The sequence below is a fragment of the Candidatus Saccharibacteria bacterium genome, assembly GCA_016699955.1.
Lineage (GTDB): Bacteria > Patescibacteriota > Saccharimonadia > Saccharimonadales > UBA4665 > JAGXIT01.
Genome location: CP064993.1, coordinates 1123895 through 1150408, shown reverse-complemented (window position 1 = coordinate 1150408; position 26514 = coordinate 1123895). Strand labels below are relative to the sequence as shown.

Genomic DNA, 26514 nt, shown 5'->3' with positions numbered 1-26514 from the left:
AGCGTTCGGAAAGTTCGTTTGCGCAGTCAGTCGTGCAAATAGAAAACTCCCATTTTTAAAGAGGAGTTTTCTATTTTGTTTTCTGATGCGACAATACTGGTATGCAATCTGAAAAGGCAAAGTTGCGGATGGAGCTTTTGAAGCGTCGAAAGGCATTGTCTCGCGGCGAAATACGTGCGGCAAGCGAGGCTGTTGTCCGGCAGATGCCGGCGGTCTGTGATTGGTCGCGGGTTAGTACTGTGCATATATATCGTTCGCTTCCCGATCTGGGCGAGATAGATACTGCCTACGTTATTGACTGGCTCGCAACCAACCAACCGCATGTTGCTGTTACCATCGGCGAATCAAAACCGAAGTCGCCAGTGCCTAAAGGCCAGTTCGATATCATTTTTGTGCCGGTGGTCGGCTTTGACAGAGAAAACTTTCGTCTGGGAATGGGTGGCGGCTGGTACGACCGCTGGCTTGCGACTCAGCCACAAGCCCAAAAAATCGGTCTAGCCTACGCCTGGGCAGAGCTCGGAGTTCTCCCCCACGAACCTCACGACGTAGAGTTGGATCTAGTTGTAAGCGGTGAAGAAGCTATTGTTGCTGACGCCACTTCTCGATGAGCGCAGCTGTTGATGAATCATAGCTAGTCGTTGTTCCCTCGCTCAAGTGCGAGGCGATATCTTTAGCCAGGACTTTGCCGAGTTCGACCCCCCATTGATCGAAACTGTCTATACCCCATATGGCACCTTGCACAAAAATCTTGTGTTCATAGAGGGAGATTAGTTGGCCAAGTGAGTTGGGTGTCAGTTTTGGAATCAGTATGGTGTTACTGGGGCGATTGCCGGAGAAGGTTTTGTGTGGCACAAGCTCTGCTGGTACTCCCTCGGCGCGGACTTCATCGGCAGTTTTACCGAAAGCAAGTGCCTGAGCCTGCGCGAACATATTTGCCATTAGTTTATGGTGGTGTGTGCCGCGGCCATCGGGGTCGTTCAGTGACTTAGCGAAGCCAATAAAATCGCAAGGGATGAGCCTCGTTCCTTGATGGATAAGCTGATAAAATGCGTGCTGGCCGTTTGTGCCTGGTTCTCCCCATATGATGGGACCTGTTACGTAAGTGACGGGGCTGCCGTCTTTGCGCGTGCTTTTGCCATTACTTTCCATATTGCCTTGTTGGAAATAGGCTGGGAAGCGGTATAGATACTGGTCGTATGGCAGAATGGCTTCCGTTTCTGCCCCATGAAAGTTAGTATTCCATATGCCTATCATCGCAAGAATGACCGGGAGGTTTTGCTCGAGCGGTGCCGTTCGAAAGTGTTCATCCATAGTATAAAAACCACGCAGCAGGTCGTCGAAGTTATCTGGACCAATGGCGAGCATAATACTGAGGCCAATAGCGCTTGTTAGGCTGTAGCGGCCGCCAACCCAGTCCCAAAACTCAAACATGTTGGCAGGGTCTATACCAAATTTCTTGACTTCATCAGTGTTGGTGCTTAGTGCCACAAAATGCTTCTGCACTGCATCGCTGCTGCCGAGTTTTTCTACCAGCCAGCCGCGAGCGCTCGCAGCATTTGTCATTGTTTCGTCAGTGGTGAAAGTTTTGCTGGCAATAATGAAAAGTGTTTCTGCTGGGTCGAGCCCTTGTAGTGTTTGTTCTATGTGTGTTCCGTCTATGTTTGAAACAAAATGCATATGAAGGTTGCTATCGCTGTAAAATTTCAGCGCCTCGGTGACCATAACGGGGCCAAGGTCTGAGCCACCTATACCGATATTTACTATATGGCGAATGCGTTTGCCGGTGTGTCCTTTCCATTCACCGCTTCGAACCGCCACGCTAAACTCTCTCATATGTTGAAGAACGCGGCGGATTTCTGGCATGACATCTTGGCCGTCGACGTACACGGGGACGTTTGATTGGTTGCGGAGCGCGGTGTGCAGGACGGCACGATTCTCTGTGGTATTGATTTTCTCGCTGGCGAACATGGCATCACGCAGCTCCTCTACCTGGCATTGCTGCGCTAGCTCAAAAAGCATGGTCATCGTATGGTCGGTAACGTAGTTTTTGGAGTAATCTAGATAGATATCTCCAGCTTGTTTGGCGAGTCGCTGGCCGCGCGTCGGGTCTGCTGTAAACAGCACGCGTAGGCTGTCCTGGAGGCCTGCATACTGTTCAGTCAGCTTCTGCCAAGCGGCTGTTTTGGTTGGATCTTGAGAATTGGTCATGCTTACTACTATAACCTCAGTTTGGCATAAGTTCCACCGATAATCCTTATTTTTTCCACAATGGGCAAAGCAAACGAGCGAAGCCTCCATGGGCGGCGAGCTTTACAACTCAGCGTTTAATCTGTGCTCGGGTTACTACTGGGTTGCTTGCTTAACAGCGGCGATGTCAGCGGCAAATTGTGCCTTGAGGGCGCCCAGACCATCAAAATCCAGTGGGGGTCGGATGAAGCGACCGAGTTGGAATGAGAGCGTTTGGCCGTAGATATCCTGGTTAAAGTCTAGGATATGAATTTCCAAAACCCGTTTTGTTTCGTGCAGCACAATTCTTGGCCCCAGGTAAAGTGCGCCCCTGTAAAACTGCGATCCCAGGTGAACGGAGCAGGCGTAAACACCTTCTTGCTCGACATGCTTTAAAATGTCAGCGTCAAAATTAGCCGTAGGGAACCCCAGCGTCCGACCATATTGGTTGCCGCGCAAAACAATGCCGGAATAGTTATCGGGCTGCTTCATACTAGGTACGATTGACAATATACCCCTTGGCGGCAAGGAGTTCGGCCATGAGGATGGCACCACCGGCCGCACCGCGAACGGTGTTGTGTGCGAGGGCGACAAACTGCCAGTCATGCTCGCTAATCTGGCGGAGGCGACCCATACTGACGCCCATGCCGTTTTCGTAATCGCGGTCGAGTTTTGTTTGTGGTCGGCTAGTATCCTCGAAGTACTGGATGAGCTGTTTTGGCGCTGAAGGCAGGCCGAGCGCAGTCAGGGGACTGCGAAACTTTGTTACGGCTTTGACAATGTCTTCTTTCGTAGGCGAACCATCGAAAACTACTTGAACTGATGCCATGTGGCCATCGCTAACTGGGACACGGATACATGTCGCATTAATCACCGGGCTTGTGGCAAGCTCAATCTTATCCTTCGTTAACGAGCCCCAAATTTTCATTGGTTCTTTCTCGGACTTTTCTTCTTCGCCCCCAATGAAGGGAATGACGTTGTCTACCATATCTGGCCACGTTGCAAAGGTCTTGCCAGCACCGGAAATGGCCTGGAGGCTAGTGACACCGACTCCTACTGGCTGGAACGAGCTAAGCGCGGTTAAGACAGTTACATAGGACTGAATGGAGCAGTTTGGCTTAACGGCAATGAAGCCGGTTGACCAGGCGTGGTTTTTCCGCTGAGCGTCTATCAGTGCAGCGTGCTCGGGATTGACCTCTGGCATTATCATCGGTACGTCATGCGTCCAACGGTGGGCGGAGTTGTTTGAGATGACCGCCACTCCTGCTGCTGCGTAGGCTACCTCTATGCGCCGAATGTCTTCTTTTTCCATGTCGAGTGCGCAAAAAACGACATCGACGGCTTGGGTAATTTGTAAAATATCGGCTTCAACTGCAAGTACTTCCAGCTCGGCAATCTCTGTTGGGATAGAAGTGCTCATAGCCCAACGATTGCCGACGGCTTCGCTGTAGGTCCTTCCGGCAGAACGTGGTGAGGCTGCGACGGTCGTCACATGGAACCACGGGTGATTTTCGAGTAGGGAAATAAACCGTTGACCCACCATACCGGTTGCGCCGAGCACGGCTGCTCGGTAAGTATTCATGAGTGATCTCCTTTCTGGCTACCGTACAGCTCATCGTGAATACACTGCAAGGCTACGGCGTCGTCTGTATCACGTACAACCATGGTTATGTTTAGCTCGGATGACCCCTGAGCAATGGCAATGACATTCACGCCGCCACGACCTAGTGCACTAAAAATATGTCCTGCCATACCCATGTGGTGCCGCATGCCCGTACCAACAACTGCTATCAGTGATACGCCTGTCTGGTATTCTACAAAATCTATCCGCTTAGCCCGAACTTCGGTGGCAAATGTTTGGCGCAATGCGCGAGTCGCAGCTTTACCGGCCGATTTTTCAACGACGAGCGTAATGTTGTTTTCTGAAGATGCCTGCGATATAAACAGTATGTTTACCCGTGCAGCGGCAAGAGTGTCGAATACCCTTGCAGCAGTCCCATAGACGCCACGCATACCTTTTCCCTGTATGGTAATCATGGCTAGGTTCTTCATGAGTGAAACGGCTTTGGCGCCAGTTGTATCTTGGTCGCCAGCTGGCGTGATTTGCGTGCCCGGGTGGCTTGGGTTCATGGTATTTTTTATAACAATGGGTATGCCGAGTTCGGCTGTTGGGGTCATGGTGCGTGGGTGGATAACTTTTGCTCCAAAGTAGGAGAGTTCGGAGGCTTCTTCGTAGGACATACGTTCTATGGAGCGAGCATCCGGCACCGTGCGTGGGTCGCTTGTCATGACGCCATCGACATCAGTCCAGATCCAGACTTCCTCAGCGTCTAAGCAGTAGCCTAAGATGGTTGCCGAAAAATCGGAACCACCCCGCCCAAGTGTGGTGGTGACACCGTCGCGTGTTGCGCCTATAAAACCCGTCACGACGGGGACAGTCCCGGCTTCAATAAGAGGCAACAACAGCTTCTGCGCTTTCTTTTTGGATGGTAGTAGTTGAGGCTGTGCATCATTGAAGTTATCGTCTGTTAGCAAAAAATCGGTCGCGTTTACGGCTACCGCTGGGACACCTTGGTTATTAAGCGCCGCTGCAACCAAGTGAATAGACAGGCGCTCACCAAAAGATAGTATTAGGTCGCGTCCGCGTGGCGTGAGCTCCCCTAGGGCGGTCACGCTTTTTAGTATGTTGCCGAGTATGACGATTTTTGAATTAATAATTTCTCGCAGATCTGCTTCGGCCGATGGTTCAAGCTCCAGCCCGGTGATAGCTTCATCGTGTGCGGCCTTGAGAGCAGCTAGTTTTGTTGCAATGACGCGCTTGCGGTTACCTGTTACCGCGAGCCGAGCCATGTCTTCAAGCTGATTCGTGATTTGTGTCATTGCAGAAGTAACAACGGCGGGATGGCGATCCCGGTACCGAGCGACTAGTTTTGCCACTTCTCGAATACGTTCAGCACTCCCCACAGAAGTACCGCCAAACTTCATCACGATCATTGGTCGGCTCCAGCGCGGCTGAGTCGAACATAGTCATCTATCATGGCATTTACAGTTGGTTGTACTCCCGCGCCTGGACCGGTCACTGTGTATATACCGTCGCTGAGGTTTGGGCCAAGACCAATCACCAGACCGTTTCCAGCTGCGCTGAGTGGTGCAAAACTAGCAAAAAGCGGGTTGTCACTGAGTGCGCGAAAACCAGCGACCAATTTCCAACTATCGATGACCTTTTCAAAACCGCCGAAACGCTCAACTTTTTGCGGAGCGTTCGCTACTGGGTAGAATGAAACGATGAAGCGGTGAGGCTCAGTAGCGGAAACAGCGGCGTTGATATCTTCGTCGGAAAGGGAAAACGCAAGATCGTCTGAGCTGATTACACTCTCGCCAAGTTTCAAGAAGTTATAAATGATGGACATTTTTTTTGGAATATCTCCCTCAGCCTCACCGCGGAGCACCGCTTGCGGTGAGTCGGCGCCCGGTTCTGCGAACCCTGCAGCGACGGCGTTAGAAACGGCTTCCTCAAGTGGCAACGGCGTGCCAGCTACAGGCGCAACCTCACTCATTATGGCAGTGAGTGTACCGTTGAGAACGGCATGCATTTCGGTAATATTTGCCTGGTCTATGTTGTACTGTTCGGCGAGTCGAAGCATACGCGTACCGCCACCCACGCTTGCGGTGATGCCAAATCGGCTGAAGTTGTCTGAGGCGATTTTGAGATCTGAGAAGAAATGTGAGAGGGCTGCTTTTTCGGCAGTCACGGCAAGCTTGCCTTTTTGCAGTATGGTCGATGTGTAGCCATGGGCTAGTTTGCCATCACCTCCAGAGGGTATGGCCAAAAAAAGCACATCTGGTAAATCCGCGTCTGCAAACACTAGGGAAGGGTTGAGCACGCCGTCGGCGTCCATTATGCCGTTTGCTTCTACAATCATTGCCGGTCGCGGTTGCAGGCCGAGTCTTTTTGCCACATGCGGTTGTCCAATCTGGCGTTCGAGCTCACGGCCAATGTTTCCTTGTCCAATTAAACCCCACGTCCTGACGGATTCTGACATTTTCTCTCCTCTCTAAAACTGATACTTACTTTATATTAGCAAATGGCTAGCGTCTGTACTACAATCAAGCCTATGAATCAACAATATGCCTCTAAGAATATTATCATTGTCGAGGATAACACGGCGCTTGCTGAAATATACAAAACTCGACTCGAGCTGCTGGGTTACACCTGTTATGTCGCCTACAATGGCATAACCGGCCTATATTTTATACAGAAAGAAATGCCTGACCTAGTTTTACTAGATCTTATGATCCCTGATATATCCGGCGGACAGGTGCTAGCAACTATGCGTGCCAGCGAATGGGGTAAAAATATCCCCGTCTATGTCATATCGAATCTCAATGAAACGGAAGCACCCAAAGACTTACGCGACCTTGGTATTTCCGGCTACAGCGTGAAGGCGATGATGACGGAAGACACTGTCGACAAAATAGTAAACAGTATCCTTCGCCCCGAAGTTCAGCCGGTACCTCCAAGCCCAACAGATGTACCGCCAGCTGGCTCAACGCTGGCCGATGTCCCCTTTCACGAAGCCCCGCAAGTTTAAGCGGCAAGCTCCTCTTCTAATTCTCCCCAAAGCGTTTCCAACTCCGACAGCTCAACAAGCCCTTTTTCCATAAGGAGGCGTATAGCCGGCTTAGCGTATCGATTGTACTTTAGCACACTTCTATAGAGCTCCTCAGATTGTTTCTCGTCAAGGTCTACGACGTACTGCATTCCATCACTGGATGGTGTTCTTGCGTCGTATATATTATCGCCAGTGTAGCCGATTCTATTTAACATACGACCAACAAAGAAGGGGATAACTTGTTTTACTACCATCAACTTGTCGTGTTTTTCGGCCGATAGCGGAGCTACATCGAGCTTAAGTTGACCCCACGAACCAAGCATCTGGCTAGCTAGCTGACCTGTTTGACTAGTAACAAATATTTTATGGCCATCAAAAGAGTTTTGAGCGCTCTGTGGTCCGAAAAGGTGATGAACATGTAGCAGTTCTTCGTAGCCATCAAGATGTTTTTTGAACAGTTTTTCCGGGTATTCTTTGACTGAGCACATTTCAACTAGTAGTGGCTTCTGTGCTTTCTTTGTTAATTCTGGCTTAAGACGTCTTATGAGGCCACTAAGCGCAGCCACAGGAACGGCGAGGATAAGAGCATCACTTTGCTCGGCTAACTCTGCTAGGCTGGCTGGTCTAACAATACCACCTAGTCCTTTAATAGCATCTTGGCTTGGGTCGTAACCGATAACTTCTTGATAATCACCTAGCATCTTTTGACATATGAAGCGCCCCATTGCTCCTAAGCCGATAACGCCTACAGTTTCTATTTGCGGTAAATGTTCTGCCATACGGTTTCCTTTTCCTTTGCATATAAAAACCGCCTCTTGCGTGAGGCGGTTGTGGTTATTCTGGTTGTTTCTTATGTGCGCAACGAGCTATAAACCGCCTCGGGGGAGTCGGAATAATAATATGCTGCATTGTTTGCGCATTTGCTCATGATCGAAAGAATAACACAATAAATATATACGATCAAGAACACTTTGCTTACTTGTTGTAAAGTGACTTATGCGCAGTTGGCTAAAAAGCATACTATGCAATGATTTTGTTTTATAAATTAACAGGGGTAAATATGTATGTTATATAAATCACAACGGCAAAACTGCCTAAATTGTTTGTGCAGAAAAAACGTATGATATAATAACTATTAGTGTTTTGAGGTGCGTTGCGAGAGGCCTCAAGCCGTTGAAAACAGTGTGAAGTTTTGAGAGGTATGAATAAACCAGCAGTTGCTGGTTTATTTTTCAGGTCGTATTATGACAAGGCACCGCACTTGCAACGTCCTCTAAGGTGTAGAAATCGTACATTTTCGAGTATAATCATGACATATTGGGGATTGGCCAAGCGGTAAGGCACTGGGTTCTGGTCCCAGGATCGGGGGTTCGAATCCCTCATCCCCAGCCATGTTTATTGCGATAAATGATGGACTCTGGTTAATTGTGGGTGACTTTTTACGATATGCGGAGTGCGTTTAGCTCATCTATCTGGAACAAATAAACCAAGCATATGTCTTGCACGGTATACTGCTTTGTATGCTTCAACTGTGTCGCCGTATTTGAGTAAAAGAATTGCTTTTTCAATCTCACCTTTAGCCTCAGCCTCTTTTTCATGCCCTGCAAGATCACTGGCTAAATGTTGGTTGGTATCATCTAATCCTGTTTGGACTACTTTGTCAGTTAGAATCATACGACCATGCTCCTTCTTACTATAATGTGCTGATTATACCATCTCTAGTGAGACCACACCCGTGATGTGGAATTGTCGGTTTTCCTGGAATACATCCACTAGCCCCAGCCAATATAATCACACTGTATAGATGGTATGTTTTAGGCAATTTGAAAAAAATCACATCACTGTATACTCCGCGACATGTTGATATGAGCAAGGTGAGTATCAGTAAAAACGCCAGGTAATCACCGCAATATGCGGGTATTCGAGACTAAAATACGCCACCTTTGCGGTGTTGTGGTAAAATTAGGGCACGTATGAAACTACAGAAACGACAAAGTGACCTACTGAATGTTCTGTTTATGCTGCCAGCGAGCACGGCAAAAGTATTAGAGATGATGACAGAAATAGGCTTCGCTGTATCTGACGATACGATCCAGCGAGATGTTAAAGCTCTGACGGTAGCAGGCCTAGTAGCCAGCGAAGGTGCTGGCCCTAGTCGCCAACATTCTCTTACAACACTAGGACGGCTTCATATAGAACGTTCGGCAGATGCAATCGATGCGTATTTAAGAGACGATGCAAGGCAGTCGGTTCGTTATCTGCTTGACGCACCAGAAATGACTGCGCGATACATCGGCGAGGGCGTTTTTGGTAATGCCGAAAGGATGATCGTAACAAAGTATCAACATTTTCTGGAATCTCTGGACAGCACCCTGTTAGCAAGATGGCGCCAGAAATGGCTTATAGAGTTTGCTTGGAAATCTAGCTCCATCGAAGGCAATACATACTCGGAGCTAGAGACAGAAACATTATTGCTAGACAGGGTAGAAGCTGCTGGCAAAACTCACCAAGAAGCCGTGATGATTGTAAACCATCAAAAAGCCTATGACTTCATACTTGGGAACAGGGAAAGCTTCAAAACAATATCACGCCCGCTGATACTCAGGCTCCATGAGCTACTAGTCCAAGATCTCGATGTATCGTATGGCTTGCGTACAGCAGCCGTTCGTATTAGCGGATCAAAATACATCCCCCTTACTCACAGTGCGCAAATCGACGAGAACTTCGATAAGGTAATCAGCGCCGTCAACTCCATGGAACAACCACTCGATAAGGCACTTGCAATTTTACTGCTTATATCCTATCTGCAGCCTTTTGCCGACGGCAATAAAAGAACCGCACGGGTGCTCGCAAACGCAATTCTTGAAAGCAACGAATATCCACCGATCACCCTTGGCAGTATCGAGCCGACACGCTACCGACGTGCTTGTATCGCGTTCTATGAGATGAACGACATAAGTCTCATGAAACAAATCGTCAAAGATTCGTACGGAGTGCTTCTTGATATAGAGTAAACTAGCCGGTTGCTTCATTCCCTTAAGGTTCTGCAACAGTAACTTTACCCTTGAAGTGGATGAAGCCCAATTTCTTTGGTTTCTGACAATTGAGCACGAAATCTGAAAATAAAGGGTTCAAAGCGTCGGACTTACCCCCAGCCATGCAAAAAGACTGGTCTTCTTGACCCGGCTTTTTGCATATTAGAGATTATGGGCTCGAATTTCTGACCTTAAGGATCGGGGTGAGAATTGCCGGTGGCAATTCGCAAGGGAGTCAACTCTTGCAAACTAGTTTTGCAAAGAAGTTGCGACAGGCCTGCTGAAAGTAGGTCGAATCCCTCATCCCCAGCCAGTTTTGTTTTATTAATCACAGACGCATTAACGCAGCCGGAGTATACTGAGTTTATGAAATACTTTGTAAAAAACATTGGAAAGCTAACCACCGAAAATTCAGATTACCGTCGTGTAATCCACACCACGCATTACACACAGCTAGTTCTTATGAGCCTACCTCCTGGCACAGAAATTGGTAATGAGATTCACGGACTCGATCAATTTATAAGGGTCGAGAGTGGTAAAGCGAAAGTTGTGTTAAACAACGGTGAAAATGAATATGAGCTGAAGGATGATTGGGCGATTATTATTCCAGCAGGCACCTACCACAATGTTACCAATACGGGCGATGTCGAGCTAAAACTTTACACGCTTTATTCGCCACCCAATCACCTTAAGGACACTATTCAGCCTACGAAGGCCGATGAAGTTGAAGATAAATTTGACGGCAAAACAACGGCATAGGATCTATGAATTATTCCGAACAAAGTGTGGAATAGTTCTATCCCTCATCCCTAGCCAAGCATAAGTATTATGTTATTAATCGCTATATGTAACCGCTCACTACCTCTTGCCTCATCAAAGCATTCGGGCTAAACTTTAGTTTAGGACGAATCAAAACAAACACATATGACTCGAAAACTTTCAGACGATGTTATTACCGCACGGATGGTAGAGCTCCGTAACCTTCGGAAGCTACATGCGCATGATCGCATACAGATCGCCGAATTGAAAGCTGAGAACAAGGAGCTCCGCCAGCTGCTCAACCAAGCACTTGAGCAAAACAAGACTCAGGCAATTCAGATAGCAGAGCTTCAAACCATGGTATTTGGCAAGAAGAAACGGCCACCGACTGGAACGGCAGTTCCAGTGCAGCCCGAGATCCAGAAATTGCCCCGCACCAAAGCCTCCTACCGTCGGCCAATTCCACCCGCTACAGCCATTATGAATGAGGTAGTCATCCCCTACCTGAACTCTGTCTCTGCGGTGGCGAGTTAAGAAACGTCACAACCCATGATCGCTATGAAGAGGATATCCCTTCGCCTGAATTAACTCCAAACTACTCTTCACGCCTCGTGACAAAGTATCTCGTGCAGCGTGGTGTTTGTGCCGCTTGCGGCAAAGCCACCAGTGGCAAAGCACTTGGCGGCCAAGTGGTGACGCTTGGGCCTAATTCCAAGCTGCTTATCTGTCACCTGATCAGCGCACTCGGTATGAGCTATACACAGGTAACACAGTTGCTACATAGTTTGTACGGCCTTGCCGTATCTGACGGAGAAGTAGCCAGTATCCTTCAGAAACAACACGAGCGGTGGCGTCAGGCTCTTGGCCAACTCAAAGCTGACATTCGCGCCGCACCAGCCATCCATGTTGATGAAACGCCGTGGGCAATCCAACAGAATGACGGCTATGGCTACGCATGGTGCCTTAGCGATGCCAGCAGTGAAAAGGTTTGCTATTCACTAGAGAACAGTCGTGGTGTAACCCACGCCCGTAATCTCATTGGTGAACAGTTTACGGGTGTCCGTATTTCTGATGACTACGCCGTATACCGTAGTCTCCCCGGACAGCAACAGCTATGCTGGGCTCACTTGTACCGTTGCATTCGGGATCTGCGCTACAACGACAACCTACCCGAAGAACAGTTACCTGACGTAACTTGGTGGTACGAGCAGTTCGCGAGTATCTACCAGGATCTGAGACAATGCCTCGCAAAAACCTATGATCCTGCAGCCAGGACAAAGCAAAGCAATGTGTTTTGGCAACGGCTTCAACCGTTATTGCAGACTAATGCCACCGAGCCAGTAAAACTCACCAAGCTGAAAGCTCAGCTTACCAGAGCAGGACAAGCAAAGTTGTTTGCCTGTCTCATCTACAACACGCCCTGTGACAATAACCGAGCTGAACGCGACCTAAGGCAACTTGTACTAAAGCGCAAACGCTCTTTCGGTAGCCAAACAGAAAAGGGTGCCCGAGCACTCGCTACCATCTTATCTTTGTGCACCACTACGTGGCGCACTAACCCTACGGGTTACTTTAAGGCACTTGCTACTTTGGGGTAGTGAGCAGCTACCGCTATATTAGTTGACCTGACCCGTACTTTTATGTTATTATCATCTAATGTTTATTAGAAAATCAATTGCAGAATCTCCTGGTCGACGACTAGCTACACCTAGAAATGCAGCAGTACTTGCATCAAGTTTATTACTATCAGGGGCGCTGGCTTCATGCAGCAGCTCATCCGAAAGCCCACAAATGACTGCTATCTCAGAGTATAAGCATCCGTTCTTCACTGCTAACGGTAATAAGTTATACCTGAATATCAGTGCTACTGGAGCAAGGGTGTTGAGTATTATCACATCAAATCATGAAGTTGAAGGTAGCGCAACTCTTACTACTGAACATAAAATCGGACCGTTTACAGTAAACAATCAATGGACTGAAGACATCTCCGGCACACAGCAAGTGGTCATGATTAGTGAGAAAGGCAATGTTAATCCCTCATTTGCTTCATTATTCTGCGACAAAGATCATAATATTGTCGCCGACAAAACGACATTCGTATATCAGGGCGAAATAATAGCAATACCTGATATGATTATCGGCGATAATTGTTCCAGACAGTTGCTTTCAGTTAATAGCATCGATGTAGCTACAAACAGTTACCCAGTCACTTCCTAACAAAAGTTCGAAGTACGTCTACGACGGGCAGCTTAATAAGAAATACATATTGAGTTTACCAATAAAGTTCTAGACCTGGTATCTCAAGTCAAGCTTTAGGTGGGTGGTACGGAGTATCACTACTCCATACTGCGTAAGCAGTGTTGAGAATCTTTCTAGCCACCACAATGGTGGCGGCTTTGTTGCGTTTGCCCTCAGCTCGTTTCTTGTTGAATGCAACTTTGTACTGGTTGTCGTAGCGCTGAGCCACACTCGCCGCAATGTAGAGGTTACGCCGTAAATACGGCGAGCCTCGTTTCGTGAGTTTGGTATTGCGCTGCAAACTGTAGCCACTCTGCCGGACGCGTGGGTCGAGGCCGGCAAATGCCACTAGTGCCTTCGGCCCATGAAATCTAGTAATATCTCCAATCTCAGCAATCAGGGTAGTGGCAATGGTTTCACCAATGCCCGGGATCGTCATGAGTAGTTGGTGGAGATGGTCATCAGTCGTACTTCTGGCTCTCGTTCGGAAGACGGCTACCGCCGTCTCCAAGCGTACCTGGCAGTCATGTAGTTCCTCTAGTAACGCAGTCTCCTCCGGTAATCTGGTGGCAAGTCGTTGCTGCGTGAGGTCTAGTATCTGGGAAAATCTCGTCAAGCGCATGCTAGTACGCAGGATTGGTTTGTTGGGATGGAACAAATCTTCAGTGACACGAGTTCCTTCACCTTGTTGAGCGAGCTTAGCAATGACCCAGGCGTCAGACGGATCGGTCTTCATCTTCCGGACGGTAGCGCGGGTAAATTGCTTAGTAATAATCGGGTTAAGCAGGCGAAATGGGATACCCAGATCAAGGCACACCCGGGCGAGTGTTAGGTGGTATTCAGCGGTTGACTCACTAGCTACCAGAAGCCGTCGGTAGCGGCTCCGCAGGTCCGCCAGGACAGTAGTAATTGCTGCCTGGTTGTTTCGTATCTCAAAGCGTTCTTTTACGTTCGTACTGGCATCTATCCGGGCGCCGAATAAACTGTCTTTACCTACGTCAAAACCGACTACTTGCATAGTAATCCTCCTACAGTGTTACGTTCATCTGTTAAAGAAAGAAGAGAAAAGGAAAAGAGAAGAAAGCGGAGATGCATTGCAGTCCCCTCCGGCGTTGGCGTACAATAGGCTTGTGTGTTATTTGAGTAGCATCACTCAACCTGGTATAGATTGACACACCAACAGAGGAGACCAGACGCTAGAACAGTGGATGAAATGGCTGTCGCCATTTCTCCAAACTTCATCAGGCTGGATCTCCTCTTTTAGTTTAGACCCGTAGGTCTAGGGGGTATGATACAAACTTCGTCACAGATACCCAGTCAAGAAGAAACACCCTACGGCTGCAGGGTGTTTCTTCTTGACTCTGCGACTGTTGGGATACGAGGCTCCGAAGTTTTGCGGAGCAAAACGTATTGGGAGGTTCGGCGTAGCGCAGTGTAGAAAAATGAGCTTGTTCATTTTGCAAACAAGTGGAGAAGGTTTTAGCCGCTATCCCTCATCCCCAGCCAGGATATAAGTACTTGAATCCTACACGCTCCTTCGCTACTAGCTCGGAACTTTGATACAATAACCTAAATGAAAAAAATAGAAACAATTCAAATAACGAGGCAACAGTCGTATGCGCTCAGTGCACAAATGATACTGTTCTTGTTCATTGGCGCTGCAATTTTTCAAGGTATAGTGGGTGAGACGTCGCAGAGCTTTGGTTTTGAGGCTCTAGCCGTTTACCTGATTACTCTAGTTATTCATGAGCTACTACATGGCCTCGGGTTTTTACTGGGTGGCGCTTGGCCAAGGTTTGGGATTGGTATTGCGGGCATTATACCTGTCGCCTATGCAACTTCAGACCAAAAATTACCTGTCAAAAATATGCTCCTTGTAGCATATTTACCCTTCGTGGTACTATCGGTAGTCTTTATCGTCTTAAGCATATTATTTCCTGCTTACCAGAATCTTTTTATGATTGGTTTTCTCGGAAACTTCGCTGGTGCCGTTGGTGATATATGGATAGCATCTAAATTATGGAAATATTTGAAATTCAAAGATGTACTGATTCTAGATACTAAAATTGGTACGGAAGTATTCTCAAGTAATGCCACTGCTGCAAAGACCGGCAGAGAGTCTACTGAAAAATCAAAACAACGGAGTTCGTTCATGATAACTGCGCTCATAGGGGCTGGGGTCATAATAATGGTTCAGGCTATTATCCCACTTGTAATGGTTTCGAGTGGCTTCGAAGGCTCGTATCAACTTGGGTCGGATAATTTTTATCTCTTCAAAGTTAGTACCGAGTCAGCAGTGCGAAGCGCTGAACTTAATATACTGCCTGCACTAATCGGCGGAGTCATCGTCGGCATAACGTACGTTCTGAGAAATGCTGTTGGCCATCGAATGCACGTACCGTAGACTATTTGCGTGAAAGTGAATGGTCGTAAGCATGTACTTGAATCTCGATGTCGACTTCGTTCATTTCACGCAAACATAGCGCCTCGGCCTCCACGCCGATCAGGGTTCTATAATCATCCCTCATCCCCAGTCATGCAAAAAGCCTGGTCTTCTTGAGCCGGCTTTTTGCATATTTGAGATTGAATTTTTCTAACCTCAAGTCAATCTTCTGGTGAGAGGGTGCAGCTAACCGCGTAGCTGCGGGCTTGCCGAAGCAAGGCCGAACCCCTCATCCCCAGAAAATATATGACTGATTGAACAGGTAACAATCCAGAAGGGTTTAATCCCAAATAATTATCTACTATATTTCGAATTCATCTTTGGTTGCTGTTCTTTTAAATCCGACACAGCTTGCTTGGCAACCTCAGCAACTTGACTTGTTTTTTCACTTGTCTGTTCGACTTTATCCTTTGCTTTGTCCATGACGTTGCCCATTTTATCACGGCTCTTATCTAAGACATCCAAGGCTTTTTGTTTAATTTTGGTTCTAGTTTCTTGACCACCTCTAGGTGCTAATAATAAGCCCGTTGCTATTCCCATAAATGATCCTAGAAAAAATATTCCAAGCCCATTAAAAGCACCTGTATTATGACATCCGTATGCTTTTGTCATATTGTCTAAGTCTTGTAATTTAGCCATAGTGTTAACCTTTCATAATTAAATATTTGCGCCAGGAGAATGGACCTTATCTACATCAAGACTCGGTTAGCCCTTTTGGTTCAACTCCGTGTATGAACTGTAAAATATTTACATGTTCAAAATATGATTTAGAGGTAGTGTAAGAGTTTAGTCTTTACTGTCCTGTCCCGTTAGCTTCTGATACACTTCCTGCCGCTCCAACACCGGTACCGCTAGCATTAGTTTCGCTTGCAGCATTTGTTCCTGTAACCGGTTGGTTGTCCGCACTAGATTGTTGACTTGATTGTGTAGCCTTATTTTCTGCAACACCCGCCCTCTTATCTGCCTTCATTGCCCAGCCAGTAGCAATCATTGCGAGTAATATTGCTACAACAGCTAAAGTTTTTGCTACGTTATCACTTTTTGTTGGATTATCATCGTAAGCATCGTCCATAATATTATCCCTTCGTTAATTTATATGACAGTCTAAAGTATGTGCTGTATCATCCTTTGTGTCTGTGCGCGTGGTCACGTAAACAGCGTCCAAATAGATTTGAATGTCTTTTTTATACCTTAGCTTGATATTTGAATAACCTGTTTACATCACATTTAGTCGCCTAGTTGATTCTAAAATCAGCAAATTAAACATAGGCCGCAAGATCAGCGCAAATATTTTCGCAATTTGACGAATACTTAGCCGAGCGACAACTGATTGTATTAAAAAAAATAGTGGCGCATACTCAAGGCTATACTAAGATTTTTAGTTGAAGGAGGAGCTTATGAACCGTTTTTCTATAGGTAGTCTCATCTATATTATTATTGGAATTATCCTAGCAAGTAATCGAGGATACCTTGCGAGTCTAGGATCAGTACCGGATATTCTTTCAGCTTTACTCGCAATTTTTCTCTGGCCGCTGCTCTTACTCGGAGTGAATTTAAATATTACGTTCTAGACCCAGACTGTCAGCCAAGCATTATCATGACAAAGAACTTCTGTAGGGAAGTTTATTTATGAAGTACGAAAGAGCCGTTGCATAGCTGAATATATGGATATAAGCTTATTGCAGAAAGGTGTGCATGATAAATAAACTTTGGCACCAACAAAATAAACTACCACGAAATGCTACAAAAGCTGAACGGGTTAAATGGCATTTGGTACACCAGAAGCAGTGTGGCTGTCGGCCAATACCAAAAAGTTTGGAGGTTCTGTCGTGAATAAAACTGACTATAAGAAAGAGCTGAAGCATTTGTTTAGTGGAAAAGTCGGTAAACCGGTTGCTGTACAAGTCCCAAAGATGAACTTTATTATGATTGATGGCAAAGGCGACCCAAACATCAGCCAGGAATATATTGACGCTATCCAAAGCCTTTATCCTGTTGCCTATACAATTAAATTCATTAGTAAGCTCAAGTACGGCAATGATTTTGGGGTCATGCCTCTTGAGGGGCTATGGTGGACTGAAAATATGGCAGATTTTAGCCCAACTGACAAAAGTAACTGGCTGTGGACGGCAATGATTATGCAACCCGATGTGATTACTGAAGACATATACAACCAAGCGGTTCAACAAGTAAGAGAGAAGAAGTCTCCCAGATCATTAGATAAAGTGCGTTTTGAGTCTTACGACGAAGGACGTGCTGCACAAGTGATGTACGTGGGTCCCTATGCTTATGAAGGGCCAACCATTCAAGAATTACACCAGTTCATAAGTGATCAAGGTGGGAAGCTTGAAGATACTAACAAACATCACCACGAGATTTACTTAGGTGATGCGCGGCGGACAGCCCCTGAAAAGCTTAAAACCATTATCCGACAACCCTTTTAGTTACAAAACCAGTCCTAGCAATGCCGACGATCTCAGGCCAACCATAATCGGTATATATTATGTTAAGATATAGCCATGGATTTAAATAATTTACGGTGGTACGACTACATAATATTGTTAGTATTTTTTGGAATTACAGGCATATTTGTATTTCAGTTTGTAATGGGTCTCTTTATGGTAGGAGATGACAAAAGCGGATTCATGGGACTAGCCCTCATACTAGGGTTTCCTGTGACTTTGGTTTCTGCTTTTGTAATAATTAAGGTAGCCATAGCATTTTTAAAAAGGCGGTAGTTTCTACAGATTCAGATTTGGATATCAACGTTGCGAACTAAGTCAACTAACGGCAGCCAACCATATGCATAGTTAAGGACTTCTTTGGAAGTTCTTTTTAGTGATAAAGTAAGGGCAACATGCAAACTTATAAGTATTACATCCTTTACGCATTACTCATTCTTATAGTGGGATTAGTGATATTAACGCTAAAATGGCCCCAAGGAATAAATAAAACATTTAGCCAGCATGCTGCTGCTCAAAACGCGACAATCTTTTACTACATTGTATTGTTTCTGCTAGCTTTGCCGATTCTTTACCTATTTTTCTATAAATATTTTGTGCCGCATTATCAGCTTTCCAACGTAGTCCTCTACTTAGTAGCATCTTCCACACTTGCCCAAATTGCCTGTACATTCGTTCCAGAAACAGGCGGAGTAAAAACATTGATACATCAGCTATTCGCTAGGGTATCGGGAGCACTACTAATAGCCGTTATCGTATGTTCAATAGTAGCCTCTACTATTTCGTCATTTGACAAAATCATTATGGGAGCATGTCTTGCGATCATGCTGCTCATTTTAGGCCTAGTGATAGTTTGGAAAAGATCACCGCTACCACAGCTCTTGTTACAGGCAGCATATTATGGAGTCTTTTTTGGTGCAATTATATTCGCTACCTTTTAGGATGCACTTTCTCTGGAGCGAGTCAGAATGGTTCTTATGACGTCTATGATCTAAGGCTAAGTATGAACCATAGAAAAGTTTTCTTTGGGAGGTCTTTTGTCTGTTAGGATATATACATGAACGAAGTCATTCTAAAAACAAATACATTTGTCGTTGAGGTGCCAGAAAACCCATTTGTAGATCGTAATGACGGTGGGCATTTACGGATTATGTCCAAGATCAGAATCAAAGATCGTACTGAGTTAAATATTGAACAAACAATGGAATATGCCCTACTTTCAGAAGTTGTTGGTAAGGCACTTGAAAATGCAATGGGCGAACAAGGCATACAAATTGGTAACGTAAACTGGCAAGAGATGGGTAACTGGAGTGTGTTTAAGCCTGAAGGCCTTACACTTCATATGCACGTGTTTGGCAGGGCAATAAATGCCAAGACGCAGAAGTATGGTGAAGCCGTTAAACTACCATTTCGAGATACCGGCTTCTATGATGGTTTTCAAAAACTAAATCAGGAAGATGTTTCTAAAATCAAAAAACATATGACCGACTTACTTATGACAGAAAAATATCATTCCCTGCAATAATCTAAATATTTTTTAGCGTAAAACACGTTTGGCAGCATACTAATTTCTTCCAATAATACAGCCAGTATGCCCAGCCAAGCAGTTATTGGCCCCTGTTTGAGTTTGACATAAGGATAATGATTATGATAAAATTTGTATTGAAGCAAGCGTCTCTTAACGGTGAGTCCAGGTGGGATACAAAAATGAAAAGGAAAACGATGAAAAAGTTAATAAAAATCGGGTTTTTATCACTTGGATTGTCAATTCTAACTGCTTCACCTTTAGCCATCGCAGCAACTTCGCCTTCGCTCGGCATAACTGATGGGTTTACAGTACTATCAGGTACATATACAAATACGACCTCAGGGACGACGATAAGTGGTGATTTGGGATACACTACCCCTCCTGCTACCCCTCCGACAGTAAACGGCACTACACACGTGGCCGATTCTACTTATAACCAAGAAGGGATAGACCAAGGCACTGCACTTAGCGCGTTAAATAGCCAGCCTTGTACTTTTACATTTGCCCCAGGTGCTATTGACCTTGCTTCGGATGTTACTCATGGAGCAGCAGGAGTTTATGTTCCTGGTGTTTACTGCATATCTGGTGCTGCATCTATCGGTGGCGGCGGCACCATTACGCTGTCAGGTGCAGGCACATATATATTTAGAATGACAGGCGCTTTCAATACATCAGCGAATTCAGTTGTGGCACAGGCTAGCGGTGCTTCAGCATGTAATGTATGGTGGACCCCCGGAGCGGCAACTACACTCGGAGCAAATTCTACATTCAGCGGTAATGTAATTGACGCATCAGGAATCACAATTGGTAATCTGGTGATATGGACTGGTCGGGCTTTAGCTTTCGGCGGAACTGTTTCGACAGACGCAGATACTATAAGCAGCACCGCATGTACAAGTTCGAACCCAGCTGGTAACTCCTCCTCAGCTGCCCCTAGGACGCCGGGTTTGCCCAACACAGGTTTAAGCCAACCAGCTTATCCAAGCATAGTTAAAGGCGCTTTTTATACTGGAATATTTTTATCCCTAACTGGCTTAATAATCAAACGAACTATACGAAAACCAGCTTAAACTCTTCCCGCATAATGAGTTATAAGTACATCTGCGGTTCCAAAAGGAAGAGACAGCCTAGATACAGCGTATTTATTATTGGCCCAATGGTGATATCTGGTACTTATCTAATATCTAACTATTTTTATAATTCAAGTGATACGCATGTGCAGGAACCAGTTCATGCGGTTGCAGCAAGTATACCTGCAACTGCGAATAAAACTAGTATTAATTACTCGCTTCCTACTCGGTTACAAATTCCAAAAATACAAGTAGACTCTCAGGTTAAGTATGTCGGTCTGACAAAAAATGGAATTATGGATATGCCTGCAAACGTCTATGACTTAGGGTGGTATAAACATGGAGTTCTGCCGGGCAACGAGGGGACTGCTGTAATCGCTGGACATCTGGATGGACTGCGTGGTCAGCCAGGCGTATTTAGTAATCTTAACAAACTTGCTAAAGGCGATAGTATTATTGTCATAGAAAGCAACGGCCTTTCTGTCACCTTCGTTGTTAGCGAGATACGTCATTATCCTGAAAATGCTCAGCCTGATGAGGTATTTAATAGCACGAGTGGTTCACATTTAAATCTTATTACCTGTGCCGGTAATTGGGATAGCACTGGGTTAAGTTTTGAGCAGCGCTTAGTAGTTTTTGCAGATAAAGCTCCCTAGCACTTACCACTCAAAATCGATGATAAACGATTCTAGCGCGGAGGTTTATTAAACGCCTGTTTAACAAACTAAAAAAACCATTATCTTAAATTTACAGGTATATGTTCCAGATATTTATCTCCAGCCAACGAGTTATTGGCCCTTGTTGTTGACTCGTAGTTGACTTTAAGTTAAACTAGAGATATGAAAACAATTGGCGCAAAAGAATTACGCATCAATCTAGATAAAATCCTTGACCAGGTTGCTAATGGTGAAGAAATTCTCGTAAGTCACCGGCTCAAGAAACACCCCATTCGGTTAAGCGCAGTCTATTCGCGTAGCCCAAGTACATCTAACGAGAGGCACGCTGGTCTGAATGCATTTGACGCAGCTTCAAAAAAGTCTAATCCATTTGACCGAAAGTCCTCATTAAAGGACCTCTACACTAAATCCATTAGTAAAAAGTACTTGGGCAAATAGATGTACTTAGACGCAAACATTCTGCTAGAAATACTGCTAAGTCGGCCAAATGAAAAAAGTGCTCGGAAATTGCTTGAAGAGCAAAGCGGAGAGATTTTCATATCTGCCCTTACAGCACATATCGTTACCCATTTTGGCAGATCAATCGTTGAGCTGCCAATACTGCGCTCATTTTTGGCCGACTATACATTACTAAGCTTAGAAGCAAGCGATTTTGAGTGGGCTTTTGCAAATGCACGAGACAATGACTTTGAAGACGCTCTCCAGCTGGCAGTCGCCATTCGTAACGGCTGTGAAGTGTTTGTTACATTTGACAAGAAACTAGCGAATTTATATAAAGACCTCATCCAGATAAAAGTTAGGCTTTTGATTTAGGATTCGAAACCAACCCCAGCAGCCAAGTTTGTGTAACATTACCATGCGTTTTTTGTTTCTTAATTTTAAGGCCACCTATTATAGCCCAACCAATTGTTTTAAACTGTATGCATGAGCATTGATGTAAAACTCAAGCGGTCGCTTAGCCTGCCAGTCGTTGCGCTGTATGGGCTGGGCAACATCCTTGGCGCCGGAATATACGTACTTGTTGGAAAGGTAGCCGACTATTCGGGGGCTAGTACAACACTAGCATTCCTGATAGCAATGGTCACAGCAGCATTTACCGCATTTTCATACATGGAACTAGCTGGTCGCTACCCTGTAAGCGCCAGCGTCTCGGTGTATTTGCATAAAGCCTTCGGCAAGCGCTGGCTGTCTGTATTGATAGGCTTAGCAATGGTTGCTGGTGGTATTGCTTCGGCTGCCGCCCTGTCGCAAGGCTTTGCTGGATATCTAAGTTCATTTGTCGCTGTTCCTACAGTTGTGGCAAGTGTTGGCCTGCTGGTTCTTTTAGGCGCAATTGCAATCAAAGGAATCGGCGAATCTGCCAAAACTGCCGCCATATTCACGGTAATAGAGGTTTTAGGACTACTACTAATTATATGGTTTGGTAGAAGCGCTTTTGGCCAAGCAGATCTAAACAGTGCGTTTACGATTGATCCAGCCGTAGGTCTCAGCGGGGTGGTTGCAGGTGCTTTTTTGGCGTTTTACGCATTCATCGGTTTTGAAGACATGGTCAATGTGGCCGAAGAAGCTAAAAACCCACGGCGCACTATGCCACTAGCTATACTAATTGCCATTGCTACGTCTATGCTACTTTATCTGCTGGTGGTGATTGTATCCACAACCCTGGTAAAACCCGCCGAATTGGCTGATAGCAGCGCTCCATTAACACTAGTTTTTGAACGAAGCGGGGCAACAAGTGTATGGATATTAACTCTTATTGGTATGGTGGCAACCATTAATGGTGTGATTGTCCAGATTATAATGGGCTCACGAATTTTGTATGGTCTAGCGAATCAAGGCTGGATTACTAGTCGACTGGCACAAGTACACAAGAAAAACAAAACACCGGTCACGGCAACTCTTGTTGTGGTCGGGATTATGATAGCCGGTACGATTTTGCTCCCGTTGGTTTCTTTGGCTCAACTGACTAGCTTGTTGGTCTTAAGCATATTTACATTAGTTAATGTGTCGCTAGTAGTCATTAAACGTCGAGGCGACAAGCATCAGGGGTATATTACTGTGCCTTCTTTCGTTCCATATGTTGGCGCGGCACTGTGCATCTGCACGATTGCTTACCAGCTGTTTAACTGGTCTAACTGAGTAGCGGAATTATAAGCTTGGCCAATATACATACCTGAGGTGCTTGCCAAAGATACCAGGCGCTACATAATTGCTAAAAAACCTAACGCGTAAGCAAAAGGTCTTATGGTACATTGAACATTTGAAATTTTGTACTTGCAGAAAACCTACCCCAAATATCCAACGACTAATCGATGAATTTAAGAACCAAAAAAATCGTACCAGACCTATATGCTTACGGCTCCGGGAACTATACCTGCTATAAATTTTGGCGTAAGTGTTACGTCATAACTTTTGTTATAGTTGATCTATGAATTTGAGTAAGAAATATATTCCAATTTATAAACGAGCGCCAGTGACTGCGAGTACCGCAGAATTTCTAGCCACAGTATATGGAGCGTCAAGTATTGATGGTTATGCCATGTCTCTTCCTTGTTCTGCAGAAATCCTTGATGTTGGTGCTGGAAACTCTGAACTGGGGCAAGTTATTACAAAGTTAAGGCCAGACATAGTTTGGACGAATCTAGATGTTAGCTATACGGTAGATGAGCTTACTCACTTGAGACGCAAAGCTCCAAGTAACTTAAAGTATAAAAGTGGCGATGTTCTTAATATAAATGATCTACCCAAACCACAATATGACATAATCTATGCATTTTGGATATTGCCCCATATTGGGCTTGAGGATCCTGCTTTGATAAAAGTAGGGATAATTAACATGCTAAAACTGCTCAAGAGTGGTCGATCTAGCAAGCTTATAATTGGCCCACTCATGAATAAAAGATCCAGTGTATGTTCTACTCGCTACCTTACTACTGAGCTTCGAAAAAATGTAAGTAGAAGAAAGCTTAACGAAGCGATTAAAGATTCCAGCGTACCCAGAGACAAAGTCGCATATCTAAGAGCGATGAATCGGGCTGGTCTTACAACGCTTAGAAACGAACAGCGAACTGGTCAAAAGCCCACTAAGCTTGGCTTATGGGACTATAAACATCGGGAGTATGTAAAAGCATTTACACTGAGAGGTCTGCTTTTGATGACTCGTTTCAGGATGTATTTAGCTATTGAAAAAGCTAAAACTGTAAAAGATTAGTCCGCAAGAAATAACATTCCAACCTGATGTATAACATAGCCCAGAAAAACAGCTGGAGTAACTCCAGCTGTTTAAGCCCACCCAACCCTGAAAGCCTTGCTCTCGCTCGTTAGCGCCCTTAGGCGCTAATAGCCGCGCTTACACTGAGCCAGGGGTACACTAAGTTGTAAAGTGGGACATTCTAACATTTGCTATACTTCAAGTGTGATTACAGTTAATTTTCTGACTAGTGTTTACGTGGTACTCGCTTTATTATTTAGCCTACTTACTGCATTTATTTTTGGTAATGAAGGCTACGAAGCATTTGTCACTATTGCTATTGCTCTAGGATTGTTAATCTCGTGGCAGTTAATACATTTAGCAAAACTAATATTTCAAAGTAAGGATTGGGTAATTGTAAAGCTTGTAGGAATCACTTCACTCGTATTTTTTTGGTTTGTTTCAGTTGCTACTATTGCTCTTGCAATCTCTAAAGACGCTTTCGGCTCAGGTGTACACACACCGTCCATAAACTGGGCTGTCGTGCTTGTCGGAACGCTACCGTTTTTAGTGCCTCGCATCAGTGCTTACAGGTTGAACGCTAACACGAAGAACACAATTATAGGAATACTGGCCTCCTTATACTCCATTATTGTGCTTTATGTGGCGGTGATCGGATATTACGATACCGATGCTAGCTATAGAAGTGTCATACTTGTGCTAGCCTTGCAGCTACAATATTTGATGAGCTTTGTCATCACCAGATCCAATTATTTGAACCAATCACACGCTTACGCTGTTAGTCTAACGCGGCGGCTAAAGATTATTGATAGCGAGAAAGGCCAGTATTTAATACTATTTATCGTCGGTCTGCCTTTTATTTTGCCTCTGGCAACTGTCTTGCTAATAATCTCTTTGAGTTAGATTCGATCTATCATTGGTAACGCTGTGCAGCCCCAGAAACAACTCGGTAAACCTTTAGTGCCAACAAATGCTACTTATTTTGATGCTTGGATCGAATTCCAGGATGTGGAGCGGTGCGTGAGGAGCGAGCCAAATATAATGGTAGGTTATGTATTAATCGATTTACCTATGTAGTTTCATTAGAAACGTACAGTGACATGATTCATTCTTACGCCTGAAGCTTTAGCTGAAGGTAAATAGTATAGAGCATGTCAGACTTGTAAATTTTATAAGATTATTCAGAACCGATGACATATATTCCGTCGCCACACCGAAGACTTGCTATACTGTTAATGAATATGAACCGGAAACGCCTAACAGTGCTACTATCAGTTGTCGCCATCTTGGGAATTGCATGGACCGTGTACTATAATCGTCATGCGCTGTTTCCAAGCGAACAGATGATAGCGCTGCGTCAACTCGAATCGGGCCTTGATTTACCAAAACCACAATACAGAGCTGAGGCCGATACTGGTCGCTATCAAGATTACAAAGGGGCTTGGCACTATGAGCGGCATATTGCGCTTAACTTTTCAGACCCGACCGTAGTCAGTACCCTACGCGAACGATTGCTGGAGAATTCATGGGTAGAGTATCCCGTTAATATCTCTGATAGTACAGAAACGTATTTTAAATTTCGTAAAGGCGAAGGTGATAAGTTAATGTGCATCAGGGGTTCCATAACGTCTGACAATACTGACGGAACGCCCGTCTACGTCTCCCTGGATGCATCGGGTGAGCTTGGTTGTGAGCCCATATAAGTACAAAAGCGCCCGTTCTTTGTATCTTTCAAAATGATTCCTTAAAGAAAACATATTCTGGCTTTTTGATATCATAGATATATGAAAATCATTAAACGTCCTGCTTCGGAAGTCGCGAAAGAAGACGCACACGGTGGCAGCGGTTCTCGTAGAGTCTATGCATCAACCGAACACCTGAGCAGTCCTCACCTTGAGATGGTGACGCATGGCTACCTCCCTGCGGGCAATTCTTTTGATTGGCATGAACACGAAGATATTGAAGAAATCATGATTGTGGTAAAAGGTTGCGGTGAAGTACATGATGAGGATGGTGTTTATACCTATGAACCAGGAGATGTCTTTATATATCCTGCAAACACCCAGCATATGATTTATAATTCGAGCAACGATGAGCACGAGATGATTTTTGTACGCGTTAAAACCTAGCAGGGCAGTTATTTCCGGGCAGTTTCACGTCGCACCAGGGTGAGTAGTAACAGCTAAGTAAGCCCTTGCAGCCAACAATTCGTTCGTTTAGAGGCCATAAAATTTGACGCACAAATCTGAGAT

Annotated in this window: 31 protein-coding genes and 1 tRNA gene; 22 read left to right on the top strand and 10 right to left on the bottom strand. The window is 45.3% G+C overall.

The window, feature by feature from the left end; genetic code table 11:
- Nucleotides 1-101 precede the first annotated feature (101 nt).
- The gene (locus IPL85_05985; protein ID QQS19784.1) at nucleotides 102-608 is read left to right on the top strand and encodes a hypothetical protein; all 507 of its coding nucleotides are present in this window, start codon (nucleotides 102-104) and stop codon (nucleotides 606-608) included.
- Here the strand turns inward: IPL85_05985 and pgi are convergent.
- The 5 genes from pgi to IPL85_05960 all read right to left on the bottom strand — a co-directional run bounded on the left by pgi (nucleotide 580) and on the right by IPL85_05960 (nucleotide 6269).
- Nucleotides 580-2208, bottom strand: coding sequence for a glucose-6-phosphate isomerase (pgi, locus tag IPL85_05980; GenBank protein QQS19783.1), 1629 nt, complete (start codon nucleotides 2206-2208; stop codon nucleotides 580-582). The two genes, IPL85_05985 and pgi, sit on opposite strands and share 29 nt — an antisense overlap.
- Nucleotides 2209-2343: 135 nt before the next feature.
- Nucleotides 2344-2718 carry a riboflavin kinase gene (locus tag IPL85_05975; protein QQS19782.1) on the bottom strand — a complete coding sequence of 125 codons (375 nt, stop codon included), beginning with the start codon at nucleotides 2716-2718 and terminating at the stop codon, nucleotides 2344-2346.
- A 1-nt stretch (nucleotide 2719) separates the two neighbouring features.
- Complete coding sequence (gene asd / locus IPL85_05970; GenBank protein ID QQS19781.1) at nucleotides 2720-3808, bottom strand: aspartate-semialdehyde dehydrogenase; 1089 nt, start codon at nucleotides 3806-3808, stop codon at nucleotides 2720-2722.
- Nucleotides 3805-5214: an aspartate kinase gene (locus IPL85_05965; protein ID QQS19780.1), complete on the bottom strand. Its 1410-nt coding sequence runs from the start codon at nucleotides 5212-5214 to the stop codon at nucleotides 3805-3807. The genes asd and IPL85_05965 overlap by 4 nt, the downstream gene beginning before the upstream one ends.
- Nucleotides 5215-5216: 2 nt before the next feature.
- Nucleotides 5217-6269 (bottom strand): hypothetical protein, encoded by a 1053-nt coding sequence (locus tag IPL85_05960; GenBank protein ID QQS19779.1) that lies wholly within the window; start codon nucleotides 6267-6269, stop codon nucleotides 5217-5219.
- Between the two features lie 72 nt (nucleotides 6270-6341).
- Between IPL85_05960 and IPL85_05955 the strand changes: the two genes are divergently transcribed.
- Nucleotides 6342-6818, top strand: coding sequence for a response regulator (locus IPL85_05955; GenBank protein ID QQS19778.1), 477 nt, complete (start codon nucleotides 6342-6344; stop codon nucleotides 6816-6818).
- Here the strand turns inward: IPL85_05955 and IPL85_05950 are convergent.
- Complete coding sequence (locus tag IPL85_05950) at nucleotides 6815-7618, bottom strand: prephenate dehydrogenase (protein ID QQS19777.1); 804 nt, start codon at nucleotides 7616-7618, stop codon at nucleotides 6815-6817. The genes IPL85_05955 and IPL85_05950 overlap by 4 nt on opposite strands.
- A gap of 539 nt (nucleotides 7619-8157) precedes the next feature.
- On the opposite strand from IPL85_05950, the gene IPL85_05945 reads away from it, so the two are divergent.
- Nucleotides 8158-8231: transfer RNA gene (locus IPL85_05945), tRNA-Gln, on the top strand.
- Between the two features lie 72 nt (nucleotides 8232-8303).
- Here the strand turns inward: IPL85_05945 and IPL85_05940 are convergent.
- Entirely contained in the window at nucleotides 8304-8513 is a 210-nt protein-coding gene (locus IPL85_05940; GenBank protein QQS19776.1) for a hypothetical protein, read from the bottom strand.
- A 299-nt stretch (nucleotides 8514-8812) separates the two neighbouring features.
- Here IPL85_05940 and IPL85_05935 point away from each other — a divergent pair, with 299 nt between their 5' ends.
- From IPL85_05935 to IPL85_05915, 5 genes are all read left to right on the top strand, one after another.
- Complete coding sequence (locus IPL85_05935) at nucleotides 8813-9853, top strand: Fic family protein (protein ID QQS19775.1); 1041 nt, start codon at nucleotides 8813-8815, stop codon at nucleotides 9851-9853.
- A gap of 387 nt (nucleotides 9854-10240) precedes the next feature.
- Entirely contained in the window at nucleotides 10241-10633 is a 393-nt protein-coding gene (locus tag IPL85_05930) for a cupin domain-containing protein (GenBank protein ID QQS19774.1), read from the top strand.
- 165 nt (nucleotides 10634-10798) lie between these two features.
- Nucleotides 10799-11167 (top strand): hypothetical protein, encoded by a 369-nt coding sequence (locus IPL85_05925; GenBank protein QQS19773.1) that lies wholly within the window; start codon nucleotides 10799-10801, stop codon nucleotides 11165-11167.
- A gap of 77 nt (nucleotides 11168-11244) precedes the next feature.
- Nucleotides 11245-12231, top strand: a complete 987-nt coding sequence (locus tag IPL85_05920; protein ID QQS19772.1) for a transposase — start codon at nucleotides 11245-11247, stop codon at nucleotides 12229-12231.
- A 58-nt stretch (nucleotides 12232-12289) separates the two neighbouring features.
- The gene (locus tag IPL85_05915; protein ID QQS19771.1) at nucleotides 12290-12850 is read left to right on the top strand and encodes a hypothetical protein; all 561 of its coding nucleotides are present in this window, start codon (nucleotides 12290-12292) and stop codon (nucleotides 12848-12850) included.
- An 88-nt stretch (nucleotides 12851-12938) separates the two neighbouring features.
- Here the strand turns inward: IPL85_05915 and IPL85_05910 are convergent, their stop codons facing one another.
- On the bottom strand, nucleotides 12939-13889 hold the full coding sequence (locus IPL85_05910; protein ID QQS19770.1) for a transposase: 951 nt from the start codon (nucleotides 13887-13889) through the stop codon (nucleotides 12939-12941).
- A gap of 555 nt (nucleotides 13890-14444) precedes the next feature.
- On the opposite strand from IPL85_05910, the gene IPL85_05905 reads away from it, so the two are divergent.
- A complete protein-coding gene (locus IPL85_05905; GenBank protein ID QQS19769.1) occupies nucleotides 14445-15275 on the top strand; it encodes a DUF3267 domain-containing protein in 831 nt (276 codons plus the stop codon).
- A gap of 333 nt (nucleotides 15276-15608) precedes the next feature.
- Here IPL85_05905 and IPL85_05900 read toward each other — a convergent pair whose 3' ends face one another.
- Both IPL85_05900 and IPL85_05895 read right to left on the bottom strand, forming a co-directional pair.
- A complete protein-coding gene (locus IPL85_05900) occupies nucleotides 15609-15953 on the bottom strand; it encodes a YtxH domain-containing protein (GenBank protein ID QQS19768.1) in 345 nt (114 codons plus the stop codon).
- Between the two features lie 154 nt (nucleotides 15954-16107).
- Nucleotides 16108-16386 (bottom strand): hypothetical protein, encoded by a 279-nt coding sequence (locus IPL85_05895; GenBank protein QQS19767.1) that lies wholly within the window; start codon nucleotides 16384-16386, stop codon nucleotides 16108-16110.
- 757 nt (nucleotides 16387-17143) lie between these two features.
- Between IPL85_05895 and IPL85_05890 the strand changes: the two genes are divergently transcribed.
- From IPL85_05890 to IPL85_05830, 13 genes are all read left to right on the top strand, one after another.
- Nucleotides 17144-17758 (top strand): GyrI-like domain-containing protein, encoded by a 615-nt coding sequence (locus IPL85_05890; protein QQS20450.1) that lies wholly within the window; start codon nucleotides 17144-17146, stop codon nucleotides 17756-17758.
- 75 nt (nucleotides 17759-17833) lie between these two features.
- Entirely contained in the window at nucleotides 17834-18052 is a 219-nt protein-coding gene (locus tag IPL85_05885; protein ID QQS19766.1) for a hypothetical protein, read from the top strand.
- Nucleotides 18053-18228: 176 nt separating this feature from the next.
- Nucleotides 18229-18717 (top strand): hypothetical protein, encoded by a 489-nt coding sequence (locus IPL85_05880; GenBank protein QQS19765.1) that lies wholly within the window; start codon nucleotides 18229-18231, stop codon nucleotides 18715-18717.
- 116 nt (nucleotides 18718-18833) lie between these two features.
- Nucleotides 18834-19301, top strand: coding sequence for a hypothetical protein (locus IPL85_05875; GenBank protein ID QQS19764.1), 468 nt, complete (start codon nucleotides 18834-18836; stop codon nucleotides 19299-19301).
- Nucleotides 19302-19423: 122 nt separating this feature from the next.
- Complete coding sequence (locus IPL85_05870; protein QQS19763.1) at nucleotides 19424-20374, top strand: DUF3494 domain-containing protein; 951 nt, start codon at nucleotides 19424-19426, stop codon at nucleotides 20372-20374.
- Between the two features lie 86 nt (nucleotides 20375-20460).
- Nucleotides 20461-21030 (top strand): class F sortase, encoded by a 570-nt coding sequence (locus IPL85_05865; protein ID QQS19762.1) that lies wholly within the window; start codon nucleotides 20461-20463, stop codon nucleotides 21028-21030.
- Between the two features lie 183 nt (nucleotides 21031-21213).
- Nucleotides 21214-21489 carry a hypothetical protein gene (locus IPL85_05860; protein QQS19761.1) on the top strand — a complete coding sequence of 92 codons (276 nt, stop codon included), beginning with the start codon at nucleotides 21214-21216 and terminating at the stop codon, nucleotides 21487-21489.
- The gene (locus tag IPL85_05855) at nucleotides 21490-21864 is read left to right on the top strand and encodes a PIN domain-containing protein (GenBank protein QQS19760.1); all 375 of its coding nucleotides are present in this window, start codon (nucleotides 21490-21492) and stop codon (nucleotides 21862-21864) included.
- A 111-nt stretch (nucleotides 21865-21975) separates the two neighbouring features.
- A complete protein-coding gene (locus IPL85_05850) occupies nucleotides 21976-23190 on the top strand; it encodes an amino acid permease (GenBank protein ID QQS19759.1) in 1215 nt (404 codons plus the stop codon).
- 289 nt (nucleotides 23191-23479) lie between these two features.
- Nucleotides 23480-24262 (top strand): class I SAM-dependent methyltransferase, encoded by a 783-nt coding sequence (locus tag IPL85_05845; GenBank protein QQS19758.1) that lies wholly within the window; start codon nucleotides 23480-23482, stop codon nucleotides 24260-24262.
- A 204-nt stretch (nucleotides 24263-24466) separates the two neighbouring features.
- Complete coding sequence (locus tag IPL85_05840; protein QQS19757.1) at nucleotides 24467-25165, top strand: hypothetical protein; 699 nt, start codon at nucleotides 24467-24469, stop codon at nucleotides 25163-25165.
- A 338-nt stretch (nucleotides 25166-25503) separates the two neighbouring features.
- Nucleotides 25504-25965 carry a hypothetical protein gene (locus IPL85_05835; protein ID QQS19756.1) on the top strand — a complete coding sequence of 154 codons (462 nt, stop codon included), beginning with the start codon at nucleotides 25504-25506 and terminating at the stop codon, nucleotides 25963-25965.
- An 81-nt stretch (nucleotides 25966-26046) separates the two neighbouring features.
- Entirely contained in the window at nucleotides 26047-26391 is a 345-nt protein-coding gene (locus tag IPL85_05830; protein QQS19755.1) for a cupin domain-containing protein, read from the top strand.
- Nucleotides 26392-26514 lie beyond the last annotated feature (123 nt).

Bases quoted from the DNA above. Each gene is read 5' to 3' on its own strand.
- IPL85_05985 (QQS19784.1), top strand. From the start codon at position 102: ATGCAATCTGAAAAGGCAAAGTTGCGGATGGAGCTTTTGAAGCGTCGA.
- pgi (QQS19783.1), bottom strand. From the start codon at position 2,208: ATGACCAATTCTCAAGATCCAACCAAAACAGCCGCTTGGCAGAAGCTG.
- IPL85_05975 (QQS19782.1), bottom strand. From the start codon at position 2,718: ATGAAGCAGCCCGATAACTATTCCGGCATTGTTTTGCGCGGCAACCAA.
- asd (QQS19781.1), bottom strand. From the start codon at position 3,808: ATGAATACTTACCGAGCAGCCGTGCTCGGCGCAACCGGTATGGTGGGT.
- IPL85_05960 (QQS19779.1), bottom strand. From the start codon at position 6,269: ATGTCAGAATCCGTCAGGACGTGGGGTTTAATTGGACAAGGAAACATT.
- IPL85_05955 (QQS19778.1), top strand. From the start codon at position 6,342: ATGAATCAACAATATGCCTCTAAGAATATTATCATTGTCGAGGATAAC.
- IPL85_05950 (QQS19777.1), bottom strand. From the start codon at position 7,618: ATGGCAGAACATTTACCGCAAATAGAAACTGTAGGCGTTATCGGCTTA.
- IPL85_05940 (QQS19776.1), bottom strand. From the start codon at position 8,513: ATGATTCTAACTGACAAAGTAGTCCAAACAGGATTAGATGATACCAAC.
- IPL85_05935 (QQS19775.1), top strand. From the start codon at position 8,813: ATGAAACTACAGAAACGACAAAGTGACCTACTGAATGTTCTGTTTATG.
- IPL85_05930 (QQS19774.1), top strand. From the start codon at position 10,241: ATGAAATACTTTGTAAAAAACATTGGAAAGCTAACCACCGAAAATTCA.
- IPL85_05925 (QQS19773.1), top strand. From the start codon at position 10,799: ATGACTCGAAAACTTTCAGACGATGTTATTACCGCACGGATGGTAGAG.
- IPL85_05915 (QQS19771.1), top strand. From the start codon at position 12,290: ATGTTTATTAGAAAATCAATTGCAGAATCTCCTGGTCGACGACTAGCT.
- IPL85_05910 (QQS19770.1), bottom strand. From the start codon at position 13,889: ATGCAAGTAGTCGGTTTTGACGTAGGTAAAGACAGTTTATTCGGCGCC.
- IPL85_05905 (QQS19769.1), top strand. From the start codon at position 14,445: ATGAAAAAAATAGAAACAATTCAAATAACGAGGCAACAGTCGTATGCG.
- IPL85_05900 (QQS19768.1), bottom strand. From the start codon at position 15,953: ATGGCTAAATTACAAGACTTAGACAATATGACAAAAGCATACGGATGT.
- IPL85_05895 (QQS19767.1), bottom strand. From the start codon at position 16,386: ATGGACGATGCTTACGATGATAATCCAACAAAAAGTGATAACGTAGCA.
- IPL85_05885 (QQS19766.1), top strand. From the start codon at position 17,834: ATGGATTTAAATAATTTACGGTGGTACGACTACATAATATTGTTAGTA.
- IPL85_05875 (QQS19764.1), top strand. From the start codon at position 18,834: ATGAACGAAGTCATTCTAAAAACAAATACATTTGTCGTTGAGGTGCCA.
- IPL85_05870 (QQS19763.1), top strand. From the start codon at position 19,424: ATGATAAAATTTGTATTGAAGCAAGCGTCTCTTAACGGTGAGTCCAGG.
- IPL85_05865 (QQS19762.1), top strand. From the start codon at position 20,461: ATGGTGATATCTGGTACTTATCTAATATCTAACTATTTTTATAATTCA.
- IPL85_05860 (QQS19761.1), top strand. From the start codon at position 21,214: ATGAAAACAATTGGCGCAAAAGAATTACGCATCAATCTAGATAAAATC.
- IPL85_05855 (QQS19760.1), top strand. From the start codon at position 21,490: ATGTACTTAGACGCAAACATTCTGCTAGAAATACTGCTAAGTCGGCCA.
- IPL85_05850 (QQS19759.1), top strand. From the start codon at position 21,976: ATGAGCATTGATGTAAAACTCAAGCGGTCGCTTAGCCTGCCAGTCGTT.
- IPL85_05845 (QQS19758.1), top strand. From the start codon at position 23,480: ATGAATTTGAGTAAGAAATATATTCCAATTTATAAACGAGCGCCAGTG.
- IPL85_05835 (QQS19756.1), top strand. From the start codon at position 25,504: ATGAACCGGAAACGCCTAACAGTGCTACTATCAGTTGTCGCCATCTTG.
- IPL85_05830 (QQS19755.1), top strand. From the start codon at position 26,047: ATGAAAATCATTAAACGTCCTGCTTCGGAAGTCGCGAAAGAAGACGCA.